The sequence below is a fragment of the Lysinibacillus sp. Ag94 genome (genome assembly GCF_023242215.1).
In the GTDB taxonomy this organism is placed as follows: domain Bacteria; phylum Bacillota; class Bacilli; order Bacillales_A; family Planococcaceae; genus Lysinibacillus.
In genome coordinates this window covers 1,087,981-1,111,716 of record NZ_CP096780.1, presented here as the reverse complement: position 1 = coordinate 1,111,716, position 23,736 = coordinate 1,087,981, and the positions used below count along the sequence as shown (strand labels likewise).

Sequence of the window (23,736 nt, the reverse complement as noted above, 5' to 3'; positions counted from 1 at the left end):
ATCGTTCATAAATATAACATTTTTATAGACTGAAAGCAATTACACCTTAGCGTAATTGCTTCCGAATTTTGAAATGAATTTGGGCCAACTTAATATATTCAACATTATTCATTTTTTTGTCGTTGTTTTGGCACTAATTATCGTATTGATTAATGAGCACTTGTCGAGGTCTACTACCCTCTGAAGGCCCGACAATACCGCGTTGTTCCATTTGATCGACAATACGAGCAGCTCTCGAATAGCCGATACGGAAGCGGCGTTGCAACATCGAAACAGAGGCCGTCTGCATACTCACAACTAACTGCACAGCCTCATCAAATAAGTCGTCGGTTTCCTCTAAAATTGTCTCTTCTTCGGTCGGAATCATTTCCTCCTGATACTGTGCTTTTTGCTGTTCTATAACAAAGGTAACAACTGACTCAACTTCTTGATCTGATAAAAAGGCACCTTGCACACGTTTCGGTTTAGATGCACCGGCAGGTAAAAACAGCATATCGCCTCGACCGAGTAAGCGTTCCGCTCCACCCATATCTAAAATCGTTCTAGAATCGATTGCTGATGAAACCGCAAAGGCAATACGCGAAGGAATATTTGCTTTAATCACACCTGTCAATACATCAACACTTGGTCGTTGGGTTGCAATTATTAAATGAATCCCTGCTGCACGTGCCATTTGTGCTAAACGTGTAATAGAATCTTCTACATCACTTGAGGCAACCATCATTAAGTCTGCTAACTCGTCCACAATTACCACAATATAAGGTAATTTCGGATGTTTTTCATCCGTTTGCTCATTAACTTTTTGTACATGACCATTGTAGCCTTCGATATTACGAGTACCTGTATGCGAAAATAGATCATAGCGGCGCTCCATTTCAGCCACAACTTTCTTTAGCGCCTGAGACGCTTTACGAGCATCCGTAACAACTGGTGCCAGTAGATGAGGAATTCCATTATAAACATTTAACTCCACCATTTTCGGGTCTATCATCATGAGCTTTACTTCATGTGGTTTTGTCCGCATTAGGATTGATACGACAATACCATTTATACACACACTTTTCCCACTTCCCGTCGAACCTGCAACAAGTAAATGTGGCATTTTATTGAGCTCGGCGAGTACTGCTTGTCCAGTAATATCACGACCTAATGCGACTTGTAATAAAGCTTCTGGCTTTGCACCATCTTTAGACTCTAACACTTCCCGCAATGTAACAATTGCTACCTCACTATTTGGTACTTCAATGCCGATTGCAGACTTCCCTGGAATAGGTGCTTCCATACGAATATCCTTTGCAGCAAGTGCTAAGGCAAGATCATCCTGTAAGTTTACAATTTTACTTACTTTCACGCCTATATCAGGTAATATTTCGTATTTCGTGACAGCTGGGCCTAAATGAACCTGCGTTACTTTTGCTTTTACACCAAAGCTTTGCAACGTTTGCTCAAGCTTTTTCGCATTGGCCTGAATAACAGAATATTCGCCACTTTGGTCATGCTGTGGTGGTAATTGTAATAGATTATAAGACGGTAATTGATAATCTGCATTTTCTACAGCATCTGCCCCTTCGATATGGACATCATCAACTATATCTCCATGTTCAATATCTTCATTTTCAGCTGTTGCATATTCTTCTCGTTCATGAGATACATTTTGCGTAAAGGCAGAGATGATTGGTTCATAAGAATCTTCATCTTCCTCTTGTACCTCTGGTTCCTGCTCGACAGCTGCGATTTCATCCTTGCTTTCTACTTTTGAACGGCGATTTTTAGATTTCTTTGGCCTAATTTTTTTCTTTTCACGATGTTTCTTTTGCCATTTCCCAAAAAGGTCAGGCATTTTTTCTGCTAAATATGGAACAAGCGCCTTTCCTGTTACTAAAATTAAGCCGATAAAGAAAATAACCCATGCAACGACCTTCGCACCTGTTGCCTCAAATAATACATGTAGAGCGCTGAATAACAGTGCACCAATCATACCTCCGCCAAGTGCGTTACTTCGATGGATAATACCCTCTGAATTAATTAATATTCGCCAAGATTCTCGCAACACAGAGTCTGATAATAAACCACCAGATTTTGATAATTGTTCAAAAAGAATACCGTGACTAAAAATTGTTAAACTCATAACAATGAGGAGCATCCCTAATATGAGACGATCATAAATGCTCACTTTTTTCCGCCCAATCATCAGTAATAACGCAACAAATATCAGCATAAATGGCACAGCAAAATGTAAATTCCCTAAAAGAAACATTGCTATTGTTTGGAGAACACGTCCAATCATGCCATATTCAAACATCATAATTACCGCTAATGCAATGAAGATAAGTCCTAAAATTTCATACATAAGTGGATGCATTTCTTTTTTTTCTGTAGACGTTTTACTTTTCGTGACTTTTCTTTTTTTTCTAGTGGCCATCTATTTCACCTTCTTTTGTAATCCATTCTATATATGTAGCGAATAATATCATGTAGAACTTGTTTATTTCAAAAAATAGACTCAGCACCATAACGTGTCGTTAATCTTCGTTCCGACTGGGCTTTCCTGGAGGCGTCAGCCAGAACGGAAATCTACTCTCTGATCAATTTTGCCTTGGCGTAATTGTGGCTGTCGCTTCGCTTTCGCTACAATTAAACAATTTTGTATTGTGCTCAGTCCGCACGAGGACCGACACGATGTTGGTTCTTTCGGTGGGAGTCTTCTACTCAATGAAAATAAATGACATACGTTTTAACAAATATATTCTCACCATTAGGTTCGAGCCAAAAAAAGGATTTTCCACCGTTTACATTCGGTTAGAAAATCCTTTTTCATTCAACGATGATCTTTCATTTTAATATTCCATAATGATTGGGATAATCATTGGGCGGCGCTTCGTTTTTTGGAATAAATACGTATTCAATGTATCTCGAATTTCTTGTTTAATGTTTGTCCATTCAAATGTATCTTTACCAACGTATTTTTCAATAACAGTTTTCGCAATCTCAGAAGCTTCTACCATCAATTCTTCTGATTCGCGTACATATACGAAACCACGCGATAAAATTTCTGGACCAGATGCAATTTTCTTTTGAGCACGGTTTAACGTTACAACAACAATGAAAATACCATCCTGCGATAATAACTTACGATCGCGAAGTACGATGTTGCCTACATCTCCAACACCAATACCGTCTATTAATACATTACCAGCTTGTACACGGCCACTCATTCGCATTTTACCATTTTTATATTCTACAATATCCCCTTTATCGGCGATAAAAATTTGTGATTTTTGCATACCTAGTTGTTGAGCAAGCTTAGAGTGAGCAATAAGCATACGGTACTCACCTTGCACAGGGATAAAGTACTTCGGTTGCATTAAGTTTAGCATTAATTTTAAATCCTCTTGGCTACCGTGACCCGACACATGTACATTTTTGCTAGATGTTAAAATTTCAGCGCCTGCTTTTGCAATAGAGTTCATCGTATTAGCCATCTGTACTTCCATACTAGGAGATGGTGTAAAAGTAATTAATACGGTATCATCTTGCTTTATTTTAATGTCTCGGTGATGTTTACGGACGATTTTCTCTAATGCATCAAGTGGCTCCCCTTTATTACCTGTAGCAATAATAATAATCTCATCATCTTGATACTTTTGCATTTCAGAAATAGGGATGATTGTATCTTCCTCAGCCGTTAAGTAACCTAGCTGTACACCTAAATCTACAGCTTTCTCTAAAGGTTTTCCTACGATGACTACTTTACGGAAAGACTTTTGAGCTTGTGTAATTACTTGTTGAATACGAATAAAATTCGATGCATAAACAGCAACTAAAATACGACCTGGTGCTGAATGGAATGTTTTTGATAATTGCTCTTCAATGACAATCTCAGATGTCGTATAACCTGGTCGCTCAGCTTCACTCGACTCAGATAATAAAATAAATACGCCTTCTTCTCCTAACTGAGCCATTTTTGCTAAATCAGGCTTAAATTTACCTGTCGCTGATTGATCGAATTTAAACTCCCCTGTATGAACAATTGCTCCTTCAGATGTATGGAACACTACCCCTAACGAATCGGGAATACTATGTGTTGTATGGAAGAATGTTACATACGTTGAGTTAAAATTCATACGACTACGGTTCGTCACCTCAAAGAATTTCACCTGATGTGGTGCAGGTAACTCCTTTAAATGTTCCTTGGCAAGTGCAATTGTTAATTTTGATCCGTACACTGGCGCTTTCACTTTTTGTAATACATAGGCAATCGAGCCAATTGCATCTTCATGACCATGTGTTAAGAAAATCCCTTTCACACGATCCTTATTTTCTTCTAAATACGTAATATCCGGAATCACGATATCAATGCCCAGCATTTCGTCTTCAGGGAACATTAAGCCGCTATCCACTACAAATAGCTCTTCGTCAATTTCTACTACGTACATTGCTTTCCCAATTTCGCCGACGCCACCAAGTGGGATGATGCGAATTAATTCATTTTTCTTTTTTGTCAATTTATTTCCTCCTAAAAAATATCCCGAACAGCAACCACTTAAGATTTATTATACGGTTTGCAAAGCTTTTGCACAAATTAAAAATTCAACTTTCATAAAGGAAACAGAAATTTTTTGCTAATTTTATTACTAATAGATGGAAAGCTTGATAAGTATGTAGCATTGTGAAAGGTTTAATTTTTGCCTTTTATTTAGCGACGTAAGCTTTTGGCAATGGGTATATCGCGGATTGTAAGCCTTTTCTCTGTAAGGTTGTTCAAGCGCTTGAGCGGATACTATCTTCCATGAGGGGGCATCCCTTCGAGGAATGATCTTTATATTTTTAACAAAAAGAAAAAAGACCGCAAACAAACTAAAAAATCTCACGTTTGTTTACGGTCTTAAGGATTTAACTAAAGGTACTTATTTTTCTAAAGCTTTTCGCTTTTTCTTGATACGTATCCCAAATTCGGTCAAAGTTTGCTTTTTCTTCATCTGTCATTTCCATCATTGGCAGACGAACATTAAGTGTATCAAAGCCTAATTTTGTCATCGCGTATTTTATAGGCGATGGGTTTGGCTGTGCGAACAACGCACGTACAAGTGGTAGTAATGCTCGGTGAATTTTGGCTGCTAGCTCGTGATTTCCTTCTTCAAACGCTTTAATCATTAATTGCATATCATTTCCGACAACATGAGCAGCAACAGAAATAATTCCAGCTCCGCCTATTGCTAGTAGTGGAAGTGTTAAACCATCATCCCCACTATAAACGAAGAAATCATCATCTGAATCAACATTCTCAATAATATCGCCCATTTGATCTAAATTGCCACTCGCTTCTTTAATCCAAGAAATATTAGGGATTTTACTTAAAGCAACGGAAGTTTCATAGGCAATATTGACACCTGTACGTCCTGGCACGTTATAAAGCATGACAGGTAAACTTGTTTCTTTTGCAATTGTTTCAAAATGGGCAAAAATACCGCGTTGATTTGGCTTATTATAATACGGTGCTACAAGCATAATACCATCTGCACCATTTTCTTCAGCCTTGTGCGTCATTGCAATAGAGTAAGCAGTCTCGTTATCCCCTGTACCTGCAATTACAGGTACACGGCCTGCTACTTTTTCTACTGTAAAGCGTACAACTTCAATTTTTTCTTCTGTGGACATAGTTGGATTTTCAGAGGTTGTGCCACATGCGACAATACAATCTGTACCATTATCAATCAAATAATTAATAATACGTTCTAGTTCTGGATAATTAATCGTGCCATCTTCTTTGAACGGCGTAATCATCGCCGTTCCAATTCGACCTAAATTCATCCTTACACCCCTCTTATAGTAAGTTATCCTCCAGCATTGCTTCTGCAATTTGAATAGAGTTTAATGCAGCGCCTTTTAAAAGATTGTCAGAAACGATCCATAGGTGGAATCCTTTTTTATTGTCTAAATCTTGACGGATACGACCTACATAAGTAGCATCTTCCCCTTCTGCATAGATAGGCATTGGGTAAGTTTGTGTTGCGATATCATCTTGTAATACTACTCCTGGTGCACTGCGTAATACTTCAAAAACCTCCTGTACCGTTGCTTCTTTTTCTACTTCAATATAAACAGATTCAGAGTGTCCTGAAACGACTGGCACGCGAACACAAGTTGCTGCTACTTTTAGTTCTGGTGCATGCATGATTTTCTTCGTTTCATTAATCATTTTCATTTCTTCGTATGTAAAGCCATTGTCTGTAAATTTATCAATTTGTGGAATGACATTACGAGCAATTGGATAATGACGTTTGTCGCTACCAGAAGGTAAAATATTTGCTTCTACATCCTTACCTGCATCCCAATTTTCACTTTGTGCCTTTAATTCTTGAATAGCAGAAATACCTGCACCTGAAACGGCTTGGTATGTTGATACAATAATTTTAGTTAAGCCAAATGCATTACGAATAGGTTCAAGTGCAGCCATCATTTGAATTGTAGAGCAGTTTGGATTCGCAATAATCCCTTTATGCTTAGCAAGATCGCCACGATTTACTTCAGGCACAACTAGTGGTACCTCTGGATCCATGCGGAAATGGCTCGTATTATCGATTACTACGGCACCACGTTTTGCCGCTTCCGGCGCCAGTACCGCTGAAACAGAACCACCAGCCGAGAATAAAGCGACATTGACGCCTTCAAAAGCTTCAGGTGTCGCTTCTTCAATTGTATATGTTTTACCATTAAATTCGATTGGTTTCCCTGCTGAACGTGCAGAAGCTAAAAATTTTATATCTCCGATTGGAAAGTTCCGTTTAATTAGTTGTTCCATCATTTTTGTGCCTACTGCCCCTGTTGCTCCAACAACCGCAACTACTAACTGCTTTGTCATCTGTCATCTCTCCTTGAATACATGTTCCATAATGTGTGCTATTGTATCACAAAAATACTGAAAATTGTGTGTAATTCGTGAATTATTTGAAATATTGTATAAACAGTGGTTGTAATTGTTTTTTCTCCGTAATCGCTTCATGTACAGTGGCGACCATTTGATCGAAATCAGCAATCAAGGAATTTGGCTTGGAATGCGGAGAGTCCTGCCCGAATGGAATAAAGTAAATGTTTTTAGCATTTAGCAGCCTCATAATATTCATACCATTTAAGCCAAGCGCATCATTTGTTGAAATGCCTAGAACAACAGGCGAACCGTTACGCAATGTTGCCTTAGCAGCCATCAATACTGGACTATCTGTTGCTGCATTAGCAAATTTACTAATACTATTGCCAGTCATCGGCGCTATAACCATCGCATCCAATGGATTGGATGGTCCGAATGGTTCTGCCTCTTTAATAGAGGATATTACCTTTTCACCAGTCAATTCCTCTATTTTTGCAATCCACTCCTCTCCGGTACCAAAACGCGTAGCCGCATGTAACACAGAATGCGTAATTATTGGAATAACTGTTGCTCCTGCATCTTTAAAGTTTTGAATTTTAGGTACTACATCCTCATACGTACAGTGAGAGGCTGTAATACCTAAACCAATTCGTTTACCCGTTAGCAATTTTCTTCCTCCTCTATTGCCTTGCACAATATTGTAGCTGCATCATGTGCAAAGTATTTCCCAGGTAATGATGGCAATAGTACGTACGTTTGTAATTGCTCAGTGTCTATATCTAAACAGCCAGGCTCTGAAGCCAAATCATATAGGACAGCTGGGACATGATCTAGGAATGATTCTGTAATCCATTTAGCTGGAATCGTATTGATAAAAATCCCATCATTAACTGACCATTTGCGGTCGTCTAAATTCGTAGCTTTATAACCATATGCCTTTGCTTCACTCACTTGTACAACTGAACGCGCAACTATATGAACATTAGCGCCCATCTTAACGAGTAAAGAGGCAAGCATTTTAGCTGTGCGTCCAAAACCTGCGATCGTAAAGTTTTGTCCGTAAATGCATTTTTGCTCGAGTCCGTAAAACGTGGCGATAAACCCTTCGGCCGTTAATCTTGCGTTTTGCCAAATAAAAGATTCTTGTTGTAAATAACAATTTGTTTCATTTTTCTCAAGCAATTGCTTCCAATGCATAGTCAAACGCCCTGTATAAAACTTAACTTGGGATATCCCATAAAGCTGTTCCACTTCAATTTTTAGTGGCAGGATGGGAAGAACAATTCTATTTGGTTGGAATTCTAATACAAGCTTATTTAACTCTTCATTCCAAACTGATGTTCTTTTATAAAATACCGTTCTCGATGGGCTTCTTAGCATAGTAGCTAATTCCTTTAACCTTAGATCCTCACCGATAACAAGCCATTTTTCATTTTCCAAAAGCTCACCTCACTGTAAAAATTCTGACTGTACTGTCGTTGTTTTGTTAAATAAAATGCGATCTTCTCCAATTAATATAATTTCATGCCAAGGTATCATTTCACTAACTTTTACTTTCTTTTTTTGGAATGGCAATTTATCTTTAACAATCTCAAAACCATGAATTTTTCCTGTTTGCACATCTAATAGACATTCTGTATGTGCCAATATACCAAAATGTACGCCACCCTCAATTTGAATTAACTCTTTATCCACCATCTCTGATAGTAGCATGCCTCATCTCCCTCCTTGAACCGTTACCCCAATATATGCCGAGTTTTTGCAATTCGTGACCCTTACCCAAAGTATGAAAATATTGCATTTATTCACCAAACTGTGTATAGTGTGTATATACAGTTTGGTGAGGTGAGAAATTTGTGCATATTCATTTAAGCAATGCCAGTGATAAACCTATCTATGAGCAAATAACCGTACAGCTTAAGGAAGCGATACTAGCCAATAAATTACAAGCAGGTGACGCACTACCATCTATTCGTGCACTTGCAAAGGATTTAAAAATTAGCGTTATGACAACGAAGCGAGCTTATGCTGATTTAGAGCGAGATGGATTTATTGAAACAGTAGCTGGTAAAGGAAGTTTTGTTACAGAACGAAATCAGGATTTTCTACGCGAGGAATTATTACGTCAAGTTGAAAAGCATATGCAACTGGCTGTGAAAACGGCCAAAACTGCAGGGCTGACAAAAGAGGAATTACAGGAGTTACTTTCATTAATTTTGGAGGAGGACAACTAAATGAATGCTATTGAAGTTTATGATTTACAGAAAAGCTTTGAAGGGTTTGCTCTTAATGATGTAAGTTTTTCAGTACCTCAAGGCACTGTCATGGGTTTTGTAGGAGAAAACGGTGCTGGGAAGTCTACTACAATTAAATGCATACTTAACTTACTTAAAAAAGAACATGGCGAAATTTTGCTATTTGGTAAGGATGTTGTCGAACATGAATTATCGATAAAAAACGACATCGGTGTGGTTTTTGACGATTTACATGTCCCTGAAACGCTCAATGCGACGCAGCTCGACAAATTTATGAAAAAAGTATTTAAAACATGGGATTCAGGCTATTATTTCGAACGATTAGCACAATTTAAAATTCCAGTGAGCAAGAAGGTAAAAGAATTATCTCGAGGAATGAGGATGAAGCTGTCCATTGCATTAGCCATGTCGCATCATCCAAAGCTATTAATTTTAGATGAACCTACGAGTGGGCTAGATCCAATTATTCGTGATGAAATTCTCGATTTGTTTTTAACGTTTATGCAGGATGAAACACATAGCATCCTATTTTCTTCTCATATAACAAGTGATTTAGAAAAAATAGCTGACTACATTACATTCATTCATAATGGGGAAATTTTATTTAGCGAAAGTAAAGATGTACTTATCTATGAGTACGGCATATTTAAAGGAGATCATGAAGAAGTAAGTGTAATACCAGAACATGCCATTATAAGAAAACGTAATGGAACCTTTGGAACAGAAGCCTTAGTTCTAAAAAATGAAGTAAATGAGGTATTCTCCCTTGAAAAGCCATCTATAGAAGATATCATGTTATTTTATGTGAAAGGTAGTGTTTGAACATGGCAGGTCTTATCTTAAAAGATTTAATGACGATTCAACGTCAACTAAAAACACATGCTTTCGTGTTAATTTTCTTCCTATTTATATCAATTTTTATGCAACAAGGGTTAATGCTCTTTACAATAATTATCTTTATCGTGACCTTTCAAACTATAACTGCTCTTACCTACGATGAACAAAGCAGTTGGGATAAATATGCAAATACTTTACCCATTTCAAAAGGGGACATAGTACTTAGTAAATATATACTTAGTATCCTCCTTATGCTTTTTGGGCTTATACTCGCACTACCAATTGTCTTTATTATTCATCGTTTTACGAATAACTGGGCATCAGTAGCATTTTTTCCAACATTTAATCTTCTTGTGACATTAGCCTTTTGTATGCTAGCACTTTTATTTCCGATCTACATTAAATTCGGTTCGATAAAGGGAAGAATGGTTCTTATTGCTCTTTGCTTCATACCTGGTTTCTTATTTGGTCTTTTAAAAGAGTATTTTCCAGATATGACAGTCATTTTATCCAACTTAAAACCGTATATGTTTGTTGCTCCTTTTGCTGGACTTTTAATCTTATGGTTGTCCTCTCTCATTTCAACCGCAATTTATCAACACAAAGAATTCTAGGAGGGAAAGGGTTAATGCAGGCTTTACTTTTACAAAGAATAATGATCCAAAAATGGTCCATTCTTTTTGCAGTTCTTATTTGTACGATCATAAGTTATATGGAAATACCTTTTTTAGATAATCCCGCAATAGTAATATTTGCGGCAGTTTTTTCTGCTTCCATTGTGGAAGGAATCTATAAGGACGATCAAAAAGTAAATTGGGAATTGTTTGTGAATAGTCTACCTTTGACAAGAAAAACACAGCTACAAGCTGATTTTCTATATTGTCACGGCATCGTGATGCTACTTTTTGTTGTAATAGCACCTGCTTATTTTTCACAAACAGCAGCTGATAATAATTTTTCGGAGCATTTTGCCATGTACTTCGCCTATATTAGCAGTGCTTCTTTACTCATCTCCAGCCAGTTTTATATCCATCATCTAGAAAAGCGGATGCGTTATTTTAGAATGATAACAGCCATCTTCCTTATTTTTATAATTAATTTCCCTATTCATTACTATTTATCTCAAATAGCCGAAAATTTGATCATTATGTTAATTCCTACACTTATAAGTTTACTCATTAGTAATTTTATTTTTCGTCAAAGCCATACGTTATATTTAGCAAGAGAGGTTTTTTAAAACAACACAATCGAGAAAAGGTTGCCTATTAACGGCAACCTTGTTTTAATCTTCGGGACCGATAATTGAAATAGCTGGCTCAGCTTTCAAAATTTTAGCGATTAAGCGATCGATCGATTCCATTGAGACAGCATCGATCGACGCTAATACTTCATCTACTGAACGATGTTTACGATGTACTAACTCACTTGTACCGTTGCGATTCATACGAGCACCTGTCCCCTCTAGACCGAGTACAAAACTACCCTTAAGCTGTTCCTTCGCATTCATAAGTTCTTCCTCTGTCACGCCACCTGCTACGATATCAAGTAATGTCGCATCAATTGTATGTTGAAGCTGTGATAATTGTTGACGACTTGTACTACCATAAATCGTAAATGCTCCAACATCCGCATAACAAGATTGGTAAGAAAATATTGAATAGGCTAAACCACGTTCTTCGCGTACTTCTTGGAACAAACGAGAGCTCATATTACCACCAATAATATTATTAAGTGCAATAAAGCTATACATATCTGGATCCTTTACACCAATTGCTGGATAAGAAATAGCCAAATGCGCTTGCTCTGTATCGCGAGTTTTAGAAACCTCTCCTGGATAAAAATGAGGATTCGAAAGCACAGGTTCAACCGCAAGTGGGGATGGCTGATATTGGCCAAATAAATCTTCAATTGTTTGCATGAGCTTCGCAGAAATATTTCCTGCTATTGAAATAACAACTGATTTTGGACCATAATGTTTAGCCATGTAATTACGGATCATATTTGCTGTAAATGTTTTTAAAGTAGCCGCAGTTCCGAGAATTGGACGACCGAGTGCGTCGTCTGGATACATGACTCCCCATAGCTTTTCATGAACATCGTCATCAGCTGCGTCTTCACTCATTAATATTTCCTCTAGTACCACTTGTCTTTCCTTCTCTAATTCTTCCGTTGCAAACGTAGAATTAAAGAACATATCTGCTAATATTGTAACTGCAAGCTCAGCATGATGGTCTAAAACCTTTGCATAATAACAAGTGTTTTCCTTGGATGTAAAGGCATTTAATTCTCCACCAATTCGGTCAAATTCTTCAGCAATTTGGCGAGCCGTTCGAGTTTTTGTCCCTTTAAAAAGCATATGTTCTATAAAATGCGTAATACCATTTTCCTCAGGTAGCTCATAACGAGATCCTGCATTAACAAAAATGCCTAGCGCAACAGATCTTACATGATCGATTTGCTCAGACACAATACGCACACCATTCTGACATGTATGTACTTGTACCAAAAAATCTCCCCCAATTTATCTCTGGTTCTACATCAAAGGCATAATGTGGGGTCATCACCAAAACGTGTGGTTGATTTCCGACTGGGCGCTTTGTAGCTGTCGCTTCGCTTTCGCTACAGAAAACATTTGTTGCTGTCGCTTCGCTTTCGCTACAAAAAACATTTGTGCTGACGCTTCGCTTTCGTACAGAGCATAGCTTTAAGTCCGATGAGCCACTTCAATCAATTTATTTACATAGTATACGTTTTACCAAAAGTCATCCACGACTTTTAGTGATGAACCATAATGTGAAGCTTCCCCAACAATATCCCTTATTGAACCAAATTCCTTATACTTGATTTAAAAAAGGCTGCGCATTATACGCAGCCTTTTCTACAATTTATTATTTATCTTGCTCAGCGCGTTCTTTTTCCTCTTGGATCACAACTTTACGAGATAAATTCACACGACCTTGCTTGTCAATTTCAATAACTTTTACAAGTAATTGATCGCCAAGTTTTAATACATCTTCAACTTGTTTTGTACGTTCCTCTTGAATTTCAGAAATGTGAAGTAAGCCGTCTTTCCCTGGGAATATTTCACAGAACGCACCGAATTTTTCAATACGTTTTACTGTTGATAAGTAATACTCGCCAACTTTTGCTTCACGTACGATGTCTTCGATAATTTGTTTTGCACGAGCGTTCATTTCTTCATCTGCAGAAGAGATGTAAATTGTACCATCTTGCTCAGTATCAATTTTTACGCCAGTTTCTTCAATAATTTTGTTAATTTGTTTACCACCAGGTCCGATGACATCGCGAATTTTATCAGGATTGATTTTCACGATGACAATTTTCGGTGCAAATGCAGATAATTTTTCACGTGGTTCTGCAAGAGTAGCCAGCATTGATTCTAAAATATGCATACGGCCGATTTTAGCCTGTGTTAATGCTTCTTCTAAAATATTGCGTGATAAACCATCAATTTTAATGTCCATTTGCAGTGCTGTTACACCTTTAGCTGTACCAGCAACTTTAAAGTCCATATCTCCAAGGTGATCTTCCATACCTTGAATATCAGTTAAAATAGAGTAATGTTCGCCTTTTTTAATAAGACCCATTGCAATACCTGCTACAGGTGCTTTTAATGGCACACCAGCATCCATCATCGCTAACGTTGAAGCACAGATAGAAGCTTGAGATGTAGAACCGTTTGACTCAAGTACTTCCGATACACAACGGATTGTATATGGGAATACAGATTCATCTGGAATAACCGCATCAAGAGCACGCTCTCCTAGTGCACCATGACCGATTTCACGACGACCTGGTCCACGAATTGGACCTGTTTCCCCTACAGAAAATTGTGGGAAGTTATAGTGATGCATAAAGCGTTTTGATTCTTCCACACCTAAGCCGTCGATAATTTGTACGTCACCAAGTGCACCTAACGTACAAATAGAAAGAGCTTGTGTTTGACCACGCGTAAATAATGCTGAACCGTGAGTACGTTGTAAAAGCTGAGTTTCAGAAGAAAGTGGACGGATTTCGTCTAACTTACGACCATCTGGACGAACTTTATCTTCTGTAATTTGGCGACGTACTTCGTCTTTAACCATTTTATCTAAAATTGTGTAAACTTGCTTCATTGTTACTTCATCCGCTTCTTGCTCTTCATAAGAAGCAATAACACGGTCTTTTACTGCTTGAATCGCCTCATCACGTGCATGTTTTTCTGCAGTTTGAATTGCATCATGCATGTCAGTCTCACAAGCTGCTTTTATATCTGCTTGAATCGCTTCATCAATTTCAAATAATGTTACCGGTAATTTTTCTTTCCCTACTTCTGCAACAATTTGCTCTTGGAAAGCAATAATTTTTTTGATTTCTTCATGACCGAACATAATGGCTTCTAGCATTACTTCTTCCGGTACTTCTAGTGCACCTGCTTCAACCATGTTGATAGCATCCTTGTTACCTGCTACAGATAAATGGATCGTCGATTGATTAGCTTGTTCCACTGTCGGGTTCACAATAAATTTACCGTCAATATATCCAACTTGTACACCTGCAATCGGCCCGTCGAATGGAATATCCGAGATAGCTAACGCTAATGATGAACCAACCATTGCAGCCATTTCAGACGTGCAATCCGGATCGTTAGACATAACCATTGAAATAACTTGTACTTCATTACGGAAACCGTCTGGGAACATTGGACGAATTGGACGGTCAATCAAACGGCTTGCTAATATTGCTTTTTCAGATGGACGTCCTTCACGTTTAATAAAGCCACCAGGAATTTTACCCGCTGCGTATAAACGTTCTTCGTAGTTTACTGTTAATGGGAAGAAATCAAGTGGTTTCGGTGATTTTGACATTGTTGCAGTTGAAAGTACAGATGTATCACCATAGCGTACTAATACGGCCCCATTTGCTTGTTTTGCTAACTGTCCAACTTCGATTACAAGTGGACGGCCAGCCCATTCATAGGAATAGACTTTCTTTTCGTTCATTCAATGAACCCCTCTCTATTATAAAAACACTTACTGCGTCTGTATGTACTAATAGTAAGTGTACCAAAAATGCTTGTTCTATGCTAAATATTTCATGAAATAATAATACATTTAAATTCAGTTATTGCCAATTTATTTAGGATTTATTTCTGTATTTGATTGAAACAGTGTTTTTTTGCTTGAAGTTCATATCATACATGCTTTTTTTAACATAATCACTTTCGCCTAACATCATTGCGTCGGATTTTGAATCGTGCTGGCAGGCTCATTCCTAAAATCCGTGCTAGGCTTTATCTTCATTCAGTAGGCGTTTGAACACCCACTAATAAGGGCCACATTCACATTACTTTCCCACCTTCCGAGATGGGAGGCTCCTGTAACTTCGTAACGTAAAGCTTACCTTGTTCTTAATGTTTATAAACATAAAGAAAAAGCGGGATTAATCCCGCTTTTCGATTGACAATTAGCGACGTAAGCCTAAACGAGTGATTAGTTCACGGTAACGTTGTACGTCAGTTTCACGTAGATATTTTAATAAGTGACGACGACGACCTACCATTTTAAGAAGACCACGCTCAGAGTGGAAATCTTTTTTGTGTGTACGTAAGTGAGCGTTTAGAGCGTTAATTTCCTCTGTTAACACTGCAACTTGTACTTCTGGAGAACCAGTGTCACTTTCGTGAGTACGGAACTCAGCAATAATTTCGTTTTTACGTTGTTTTGAAATAGCCATTTTGTATGGACCTCCTAAATAATTGTTAATCCCCATTAGCACAGTACACGTTGGAGTAATCGATATACCGAGCTAAGGATAAGCATATTATGCACTTATGAATGTTACCATAAATCAATAGGTCAAGCAAGCGTTAACATAAGTCAATTCAAATGTTAAAGCACATTTAATTTGCATTAACTCGACAAAAATGGCTCATCACTATAACGTGTGTAGTTAATTTTCGTTCCGGCTGGGAGCGTCCGATGAGCCATTTCACTCAACATAAATCATGACGCATGTTTTAATTTTCGGCAATAAGTGTAAAATATTGAATTGCTTGCTGTTTATCTTTTTCGATTTGCGCTTTCAACGCTTCAATGCCATCGAATTTTCGTTCACTTCTTATACGTTTATACCAAGCGACATGCACTTCTTCACCGTAAATATTTTTTTCGAAGTTTAATATATGGACTTCGATGGATAATTGTTTGTCGTTCGGATCTTTAAATGTTGGTTTATAGCCTACATTACATACACCATCATACCAGTTATTTTGTACAAGTACTCGAACCGCATATACACCGCTTGCTGGAATATAAGTTCCCTCTAACGCTTGGACATTTGCAGTTGGGAAACCTATTGTGCGTCCTCGCTTATCACCATGTACAACGATTCCCGTAACTTCAAATGGACGTCCTAGGAGTAATCTTGCTTCCTCCATATCTCCCTCTTGCAAAAGCTTACGGATACGTGTAGAGCTAATTTTTTCAATATCATCAGTTTTCTTTTCAACAACCGTTACGCCGTAATCTCCATTACTCAATGCACGCATTTCTTCCATTGTACCTTTCCCAAATGCACCAAAAGAATAATCAAAGCCAGCTGTAACATGTTGAATGTTCAACCCACGAATAAATGTATCAATAAATGCATCAGGTGAAAGCTTTGCAAAATCAGATGTGAAATGCACAACAAATACTGTATCAACACCCTGTTCTTCAAAAAGCTGCAATTTTTGCTGTAATAACGTTATATAAAATACTTTTTCATTACGTCCGCCAAGCACTAAAGAAGGATGTGGATCGAATGTCATAACAGCCGTTGGAATTTGACGCTTGTCTCCTTCCTCTTTCGCTGCCTTAATAACTGCCTGATGCCCTCTATGTACACCATCAAAAAAACCAAGTGCCAATGAATATGGCTGCATGCTTTCTCGTTGCTGTAGTTGGTGTGGGTATTTTAAATGAATGACCTCCATACTAAAAATCCTCCTACTCTATCGTCGGAAACATCTTATGTGGCTTCATAAACCCTTCCTTTGTAGGATGGGCATGATAGACCGCAATTGCTTTCCCACTAATTCCAAAAACAATTTTATCATGTATCTTTAATAATGCATCTGCGGGAAGCACTTGTCCATTGAAAATTTCTTTTTCGTTTGCGGAAGTGATCTCCATATATGGATAATCTGTTAATGCATACTCCACTGGTAAAATGCATGTATCAATTTGTTCACTTTCCATCAGTTCAGCAACTTGTGCCAACGTAAAGCATTTCTCTTGCGTAAATGTACCTGAGGCTGTGCGTACGAGCTCTTTCATGTGTGCTGGATAGCCAAGTGCCGCTCCGATTTGCACAGCTAGTGTTCGAATATACGTCCCTTTACTACACGCTATACGTACTGGGAATGTAATTTCTTGCCCTTCATATATTTCTACATCATCTAGTAGTTCTAATGCATAAATGGTAACTTGACGTGTAGGTCTTTCGACAATTTCGCCTTTTCGAGCATATTCATAGAGACGTTTACCATTTACTTTGACAGCTGAAAACATCGGTGGCGTTTGTTGAATAACACCTGTTAGCGATGCTAAAACCTCTTGCAATTGAGTACGTGTGAACTTTTTAGCCGTTCTATCTTGCTCAACCGTTTCCCCTTCTGCATCCTCCGTTGTCGTTGTACGGCCAATTGAAATAACAGCTTCATAGGTTTTCCCTGCATCAGTTAAGTATTCTGCGATGCGTGTTGCTTGACCAATACAAATGGGAAGAACTCCCTCAACACCTGGATCAAGTGTGCCTGTATGGCCAACTTTTTTAGTACGTAAAATTTTTCGTAATTTAAAAACGCAATCATGACTTGTCATGCCACGTTCTTTCCAAAGCGGTAAAATACCGTTCATAAATTTCCTCCTAAAATCAATTCATTTTTAGCAATTTTGATCTTCGTTAGATTTCCATCACTTTTAGGATCATCACCAAAACATGATAGAAGTGGATGCCTGACACACCTACCGAATAAACTGGCGGGCGGTCGCCAAAACATATAGGTAAGCTCTGCACGAAGGCCAAAAAAGTGTTACATTCCGAATGAATGTAAAAAGTCTGCCTGCATGAACATGCATAGGCAGACTTTTTAAGTTAAGCTTATTCTTCGTGTAAACCACGTAGCAATGAATCAATACGGTTACCATATTCAATCGATGAATCGAATTCAAAGATTAGTTCTGGTGTACGACGTAAACGGATTCGTGACCCGATTTCTGAACGAATGAAACCAGAAGCCTTTAATAAAGCTTTTAATGTTTCCTCTTTTTCACGTTCATTGCCTAGAGTTGTAATATAAATTGTCGCTTGTTGTAAATCACCTGTCACTTCAACACCAGTAACAGTAACGAAACCAACACGCGGATCTTTTATTTTACGTCCAATAATATCACCGAGTTCTTTTTTCATTTGCTCAGCGACACGGTTTGAGCGTAGAGACATAGTTTGTCACCTCAATTTCGATGTACAGAAAGTTATGTCTTCACTTGCACATATAGTTACATACAAGGTATGGCTAAATCATACAACACAACTTCTAATGTTACTTATAAATAGTCTCGCCACACATTTAACTGTTCCCAAGCCGGATTTGACTGTAAGTAGTGGAGCGCGTGATTCATTTCACGCTCGGCTGCTTCTTTTGAAGAAGAAACAGCAACAAGCGCTAATTTCGTGCGCTGCCATACATTTTGATGGTCAACTTCCGCAATGGATACATTAAATTTTTGCTTTGTGCGGGTAAGCATACGCTGTAAGACAGCACGTTTTTCCTTCAACGAATGGGCAGTTTGAATCATAAATTCAACCTCTGCATAAACAATCATTAAACGCGTTTAACTTCTTCCATAATATAGGCTTCAATAATGTCGCCTTCTTTAATATCGTTGAAGTTTGTAATTGTAATACCACATTCGTAACCTTTGGCAACTTCTTTTACTTCATCTTTGAAACGTTTAAGTGTATCTAATTCACCTTCAAAAATTACAACATTGTCGCGGATTACACGTACGCCAGAATCACGAGTTACTTTACCTTCTGTTACGTATGAACCAGCAATTGTACCAACTTTTGATACTTTAATTGTTTGGCGAACTTCTGCTTGACCAATAATTTTTTCAACGAATTCTGGATCAAGCATACCTTTCATTGCTTGTTCAATTTCCTCGATCACTTTATAGATAATGCGGTGTAGACGAATATCTACGCCTTCTTCTTCTGCTGCTCGTTTTGCATTGATATCTGGACGAACATTGAAGCCAATAACAATTGCATTTGAAGCTGCTGCAAGAGAAATATCTGATTCTGTAATCGCCCCAGCGCCAGTGTGAATAATTTTCACGTTTACGCCTTCTACATCAATTTTCATTAATGATGCCGCCATAGCTTCTACAGTACCTTGAACGTCGGCTTTTACAATTAAGTTAAGCTCTTTCATTTCACCTTGACTCATTTGTTCGAATAGGTTATCAAGCGTTACACGTTGTTTTTCTGAGCGTTGTGCTTGAATCGCTGACATTGCACGAGTTTCACCAACTTGGCGTGCTGTTTTTTCGTCTTCAAAGACAACGAAACGGTCGCCAGCTTGTGGTACTTCATTTAAACCTGTGATTTCTACTGGCGTTGATGGTCCAGCTTCTTTCACACGACGTCCTTTATCGTTTACCATAGCACGTACTCGCCCAAAAGTATGGCCGACAACAATTGGATCCCCAACTTTTAATGTTCCATCTTGTACTAAAAGTGTTGCAACAGAGCCTCGACCTTTATCTAGCTGTGCTTCAATTACTGTACCAAGGGCTAGACGATTAGGGTTTGCTTTTAATTCTCCCACTTCAGCGACAAGTAAAATCATTTCAAGTAATGTGTCGATACCTTCACCTTTTAATGCAGAGATTGGTACGAAAATTGTTTCGCCACCCCAAGCTTCAGGAACTAGGCCATGCTCTGTTAACTCTTGCATTACACGGTCTGGATTTGCTGAAGGTTTATCCATTTTATTGACTGCAACAATAATTGGTACTTCCGCCGCTTTTGCGTGGTTAATCGCTTCTACAGTTTGTGGCATTACGCCATCATCCGCAGCTACTACTAAAATCGTTAAGTCCGTTACTTTAGCACCGCGTGCACGCATCGTTGTAAAAGCAGCGTGTCCTGGTGTATCTAGGAACGAAATCTTTTTGTCGCCTTCAGTTACTTGATAAGCACCGATATGCTGAGTAATACCTCCAGCCTCACCAGCTGTAACCTTAGTATTGCGAATAGAGTCTAACAATGTAGTTTTACCATGGTCAACGTGACCCATAATTGTTACTACAGGAGGACGTTCTGATAAGTCCGCCTCGTTTACTTCTTCTGTTTGTTCGAAGTGTGTTTCTAAATCCGTAATATCTACACGAATTTCTTCTTCAACTTCTACACCATAGTCTGCGCAAATTAATTCAATTGCATCCTTATCTAATTCTTGGTTAATTGTTGCCATTACACCAAGCATAAATAATTTTTTAATAATTTCTGATGGCTCACGGTGTAATTTTTTAGCTAATTCCGCTACAGAAAGTGATTCAACAAACGTAATTTTTTCTGGTAATTCCTTTTGTTTCACTGGTTGACTTGGCTGATGTGTTTTTGGATGGCGACGTTTCCCGCCATGAATTCCTGGTTTTGGACGTTGGTTGTAACCTCCGCCACCTCTACGATTATTATTATTATTGTTATTATTATTATTTGTCATATTTCGATTTTGACTACCTTTTGTATTCTTAGATTTTTCGTTAGACGAATTTGAGTTTTGATGCGTTTGTTGCTGATTATTGGCCTTAGGCTTGGAAGTAGCAGATTGCTGCTTTTGCCCATCTTGCTTTTTCACCGATTGCTGTGATTTTTGCGAAACATTTTGAGTAGGTTGCTTCGCGTCTGTTTTCGTTTTAAATGTTTGGTTTAACTTTGACACTACGTCTTTTTCTAACATTGACATATGGTTTGTTACGCTAACATTTAAATTATTTAGTGCTTCAATAACCTCTTTACTCGTTTTATTCACTTGTTTCGCATATTCATGAACTCTGATTTTGGTCATCTGCTCACCCCCGATTATTTTTCGTTGAGTAGACTAGACAATTTGCTTGCAAAACCTTTATCGGTAATAGCTAAAGCCACTCGGGCCTCCTTACCTGTAGCATGTCCTAGATCATAACGATCACCAATTACATGATACTCAACGTTGTAATACGTGCATTTATCTTGAATTTTTTTGCTAGAGTTTTTAGAAGCATCGTTTGCAAGCAGTACTAGCTTAGCATTACCATTGCGGACTTCCTTTACTACTAACTCTTCTCCTGAAGTCACTTTACGGGCTCTTGCTGCTATCCCAAGCAAATTATACACCGCTTGATTATTAATCATATAATAGACTCCCTACGAATCAACAAAATAAGCTCATCGTAGATTTCTTCAGGAATTTTTACATCAAGTTGGTGTCCTAAAACATTTTTCTTACGGGCGATTTCAATCGCTTTTTCCGATTTAGAGACATAGGCACCACGTCCGGGTTTTTTTCCGGAGATATCCACACTTACCTCGCCCTCTTTCGAACGAACGACACGGATCATTTCTTTCTTTGGTAGCATTTCTCCGGTTGCTACGCATTTTCGAAGAGGTACTTTTTTATTAATAGCCATAAGAATCACCTTTCCTCTCTGAAGCTTGTCGTAAGAGGTGGACTAGCTATGCACTACATTTTAACCAAAATATATTCCAATGTAGGCTCTGCCATTATTCAGTCGACGCGGCCCAACGCCCACTGAATAATGGCAGCTAACTAGTCACACGGGCTTTCTTACTTATTCTTCGTCGTCTTGATATAAGTCAACTGTCACATCATCAAAATCACTTTCTTCATCCTCAGCAGGTATGAAAGTGCTTGTTGCAGATGGATAAATGCCTAGCTCACGAGCATCTGTCTCACTCTTAATATCAATTTTCCAGCCAGTTAGCTTAGCTGCTAAACGAGCATTTTGACCACGTTTACCAATAGCTAATGATAGTTGATAGTCCGGCACAACAACAGTAGTAGATTTTTCTTCTTCATTGACTTGAACATCTAAAACTTTAGATGGGCTAAGCGCATTTGCTACAAATACAACTGGGTCTTCTGACCATTCAACGATATCGATTTTTTCGCCGTTTAATTCATTTACAATTGTTTGCACACGAGCGCCTTTTGCTCCTACACATGAACCTACTGGATCTACCTCTTCGTTATGTGCATAAACAGAAATTTTAGAACGATCTCCTGCTTCACGAGCAATTGATTTAATTTCTACAATACCTTCATAAATTTCAGGTACTTCCATTTCAAATAAGCGGCGTAATAAACCAGGGTGTGTACGTGAAACAATAACTTGTGGTCCGCGCGTTGTACGTTCAACCTTTGTAATATAAACTTTGATGCGATCGTGTGGATGGTATGTTTCACCTTGAATTTGTTCGTTTTGTGGTAATGCAGCCTCTACTTTTCCAAGACCTACGTAAATATTACGAGCATCTAGACGCTCAACTACACCCGTCACGATATCATCTTCACGGTCCACATATTGCTCGTAAATTAAGCCGCGTTCTGCTTCGCGAACACGTTGTGTTACAACTTGTTTCGCTGTCTGTGCAGCAATACGACCAAAGTTTCGAGGTGTTACTTCCTGCTCAACAACATCTTCCAATTGGTATGCAGGATTGATAGCCTTAGCATCTTCTTCAGAAATTTGTAAACGGTCATCTTCAACTTCTTCAACAACATCTTTGCGTGAAAAGACACGAATAGAGCCCTTATCTAAATTTAAATCAACACGGACATTTTGTGCTTGATTGAAGTTGCGTTTGTAAGCTGTAACTAATGCCGCTTCTATTGCTTCAATTAACACATCTCTTGAAATTCCTTTTTGTTCTTCTAGCGCATTTAGCGCATCTAACAAATCACTACTCATTTTTGTTTTCACTCCTAAATATGCATTATGCTTAGAAATCGATGGCTAGTCGCGCCAATGCGATTTTTTCTTGTTCAATCGTTACTGTAATTTTACGCGTTTTAATGCGTACTTCCATCACTAATGTATGTTCATCGTATGACGTTAAGTAGCCTTGGAATTCCTTCATGTCCTTGATGGGCTCATAGGTTTTAACATAAATAAATTTGCCAATCGCATTTTCAAAATCAGTATCTTTTTTTAATGGACGTTCTGCTCCAGGTGAAGAAACTTCTAAATAATAGTTTTGTGTAATTGGATCATTTTCATCCAATAGCAAACTTAGTCGTTCACTAACTTGAGCACATTGTTCAATGTCAATTCCACCTTGAGGTGTATCCACATAAACACGTAAAAACCAGTTACGTCCTTCTTTTACGAACTCGACATCTACTAGCTCAAGATTTAACTCTTCAACAATCGGTTTGGCGAGCTCTTCTATTAAAGATGGTACTTTGCTCATTATTTCCTCCTGTATCTATCAAATTCTGGCGTAATAAAACAGAAATTCCACCAGTAGCTTTGGTGAAATTTAACGGTCTTACCTGCTGTTAGTCAAAAATTTGTTTTGCTACGGTATAACAACAGAAAAGAGCGGGAAGGTCCCACTCTTTTGCTGGAAAAATATCAACAAATTATTACCATAAGGATAGCATAGTTTACAGCACAATGCAAATTTCCTTCAACTAGACAACAATTGTCTAAGCCATTG

The 23,736-nt window shown here is 38.2% G+C and carries 23 protein-coding genes; 4 read left to right on the top strand and 19 right to left on the bottom strand.

Annotated features, from left to right (window positions below; genetic code table 11):
• Positions 1-133: 133 nt before the first annotated feature.
• The 7 genes from MY533_RS04930 to MY533_RS04900 all read right to left on the bottom strand — a co-directional run bounded on the left by MY533_RS04930 (position 134) and on the right by MY533_RS04900 (position 8,581).
• Positions 134-2,422, bottom strand: a complete 2,289-nt coding sequence (locus tag MY533_RS04930; RefSeq protein WP_305883994.1) for an FtsK/SpoIIIE family DNA translocase — start codon at positions 2,420-2,422, stop codon at positions 134-136.
• 415 nt (positions 2,423-2,837) lie between these two features.
• Positions 2,838-4,505 (bottom strand): ribonuclease J, encoded by a 1,668-nt coding sequence (locus tag MY533_RS04925; protein WP_132357386.1) that lies wholly within the window; start codon positions 4,503-4,505, stop codon positions 2,838-2,840.
• A 388-nt stretch (positions 4,506-4,893) separates the two neighbouring features.
• On the bottom strand, positions 4,894-5,811 hold the full coding sequence (dapA, locus tag MY533_RS04920; protein WP_132357387.1) for a 4-hydroxy-tetrahydrodipicolinate synthase: 918 nt from the start codon (positions 5,809-5,811) through the stop codon (positions 4,894-4,896).
• A 13-nt stretch (positions 5,812-5,824) separates the two neighbouring features.
• Positions 5,825-6,862, bottom strand: a complete 1,038-nt coding sequence (locus tag MY533_RS04915) for an aspartate-semialdehyde dehydrogenase (RefSeq protein ID WP_132357388.1) — start codon at positions 6,860-6,862, stop codon at positions 5,825-5,827.
• 82 nt (positions 6,863-6,944) lie between these two features.
• The gene (locus MY533_RS04910; protein WP_248718216.1) at positions 6,945-7,535 is read right to left on the bottom strand and encodes a dipicolinate synthase subunit B; all 591 of its coding nucleotides are present in this window, start codon (positions 7,533-7,535) and stop codon (positions 6,945-6,947) included.
• Entirely contained in the window at positions 7,529-8,308 is a 780-nt protein-coding gene (locus tag MY533_RS04905; protein ID WP_248718215.1) for a dipicolinate synthase, read from the bottom strand. The genes MY533_RS04910 and MY533_RS04905 overlap by 7 nt, the downstream gene beginning before the upstream one ends.
• A gap of 9 nt (positions 8,309-8,317) precedes the next feature.
• Positions 8,318-8,581 (bottom strand): YlmC/YmxH family sporulation protein, encoded by a 264-nt coding sequence (locus tag MY533_RS04900; RefSeq protein ID WP_132357391.1) that lies wholly within the window; start codon positions 8,579-8,581, stop codon positions 8,318-8,320.
• Between the two features lie 143 nt (positions 8,582-8,724).
• Here MY533_RS04900 and MY533_RS04895 point away from each other — a divergent pair, with 143 nt between their 5' ends.
• The 4 genes from MY533_RS04895 to MY533_RS04880 are packed head-to-tail and all read left to right on the top strand — an operon-like array spanning position 8,725 to position 11,197.
• Positions 8,725-9,102, top strand: coding sequence for a GntR family transcriptional regulator (locus tag MY533_RS04895; protein WP_142507427.1), 378 nt, complete (start codon positions 8,725-8,727; stop codon positions 9,100-9,102).
• Entirely contained in the window at positions 9,103-9,945 is an 843-nt protein-coding gene (locus MY533_RS04890; RefSeq protein ID WP_248718214.1) for an ABC transporter ATP-binding protein, read from the top strand.
• Positions 9,946-9,947: 2 nt separating this feature from the next.
• Positions 9,948-10,574 carry an ABC-2 transporter permease gene (locus MY533_RS04885; RefSeq protein WP_248718213.1) on the top strand — a complete coding sequence of 209 codons (627 nt, stop codon included), beginning with the start codon at positions 9,948-9,950 and terminating at the stop codon, positions 10,572-10,574.
• A 14-nt stretch (positions 10,575-10,588) separates the two neighbouring features.
• On the top strand, positions 10,589-11,197 hold the full coding sequence (locus tag MY533_RS04880; RefSeq protein WP_248718212.1) for an ABC-2 transporter permease: 609 nt from the start codon (positions 10,589-10,591) through the stop codon (positions 11,195-11,197).
• 45 nt (positions 11,198-11,242) lie between these two features.
• Here MY533_RS04880 and MY533_RS04875 read toward each other — a convergent pair whose 3' ends face one another.
• From MY533_RS04875 to rimP, 12 genes are all read right to left on the bottom strand, one after another.
• Complete coding sequence (locus tag MY533_RS04875) at positions 11,243-12,466, bottom strand: M16 family metallopeptidase (protein WP_248718211.1); 1,224 nt, start codon at positions 12,464-12,466, stop codon at positions 11,243-11,245.
• Positions 12,467-12,848: 382 nt separating this feature from the next.
• Positions 12,849-14,963 (bottom strand): polyribonucleotide nucleotidyltransferase, encoded by a 2,115-nt coding sequence (pnp, locus tag MY533_RS04870; protein WP_132357397.1) that lies wholly within the window; start codon positions 14,961-14,963, stop codon positions 12,849-12,851.
• Positions 14,964-15,426: 463 nt separating this feature from the next.
• A complete protein-coding gene (gene rpsO, locus MY533_RS04865) occupies positions 15,427-15,696 on the bottom strand; it encodes a 30S ribosomal protein S15 (RefSeq protein WP_068983113.1) in 270 nt (89 codons plus the stop codon).
• 283 nt (positions 15,697-15,979) lie between these two features.
• Positions 15,980-16,936: a riboflavin biosynthesis protein RibF gene (gene ribF, locus MY533_RS04860; RefSeq protein ID WP_248718210.1), complete on the bottom strand. Its 957-nt coding sequence runs from the start codon at positions 16,934-16,936 to the stop codon at positions 15,980-15,982.
• A gap of 13 nt (positions 16,937-16,949) precedes the next feature.
• A complete protein-coding gene (gene truB, locus MY533_RS04855; protein ID WP_248718209.1) occupies positions 16,950-17,861 on the bottom strand; it encodes a tRNA pseudouridine(55) synthase TruB in 912 nt (303 codons plus the stop codon).
• 244 nt (positions 17,862-18,105) lie between these two features.
• Positions 18,106-18,447, bottom strand: coding sequence for a 30S ribosome-binding factor RbfA (rbfA, locus tag MY533_RS04850; RefSeq protein WP_100543905.1), 342 nt, complete (start codon positions 18,445-18,447; stop codon positions 18,106-18,108).
• A gap of 104 nt (positions 18,448-18,551) precedes the next feature.
• On the bottom strand, positions 18,552-18,830 hold the full coding sequence (locus tag MY533_RS04845; protein ID WP_248718208.1) for a DUF503 domain-containing protein: 279 nt from the start codon (positions 18,828-18,830) through the stop codon (positions 18,552-18,554).
• Positions 18,830-21,082 carry a translation initiation factor IF-2 gene (infB, locus tag MY533_RS04840; RefSeq protein ID WP_132357401.1) on the bottom strand — a complete coding sequence of 751 codons (2,253 nt, stop codon included), beginning with the start codon at positions 21,080-21,082 and terminating at the stop codon, positions 18,830-18,832. Before infB ends, MY533_RS04845 begins: the two co-directional genes overlap by 1 nt.
• 14 nt (positions 21,083-21,096) lie before the next feature.
• Positions 21,097-21,408 (bottom strand): YlxQ family RNA-binding protein, encoded by a 312-nt coding sequence (locus tag MY533_RS04835; protein WP_371873301.1) that lies wholly within the window; start codon positions 21,406-21,408, stop codon positions 21,097-21,099.
• Entirely contained in the window at positions 21,405-21,683 is a 279-nt protein-coding gene (rnpM, locus tag MY533_RS04830; RefSeq protein WP_053594244.1) for an RNase P modulator RnpM, read from the bottom strand. Before rnpM ends, MY533_RS04835 begins: the two co-directional genes overlap by 4 nt.
• A 162-nt stretch (positions 21,684-21,845) precedes the next feature.
• Entirely contained in the window at positions 21,846-22,985 is a 1,140-nt protein-coding gene (nusA, locus tag MY533_RS04825) for a transcription termination factor NusA (RefSeq protein WP_132357402.1), read from the bottom strand.
• Positions 22,986-23,016: 31 nt separating this feature from the next.
• The gene (gene rimP, locus MY533_RS04820) at positions 23,017-23,487 is read right to left on the bottom strand and encodes a ribosome maturation factor RimP (protein ID WP_132357403.1); all 471 of its coding nucleotides are present in this window, start codon (positions 23,485-23,487) and stop codon (positions 23,017-23,019) included.
• Between the last annotated feature and the right edge of the window lie 249 nt (positions 23,488-23,736).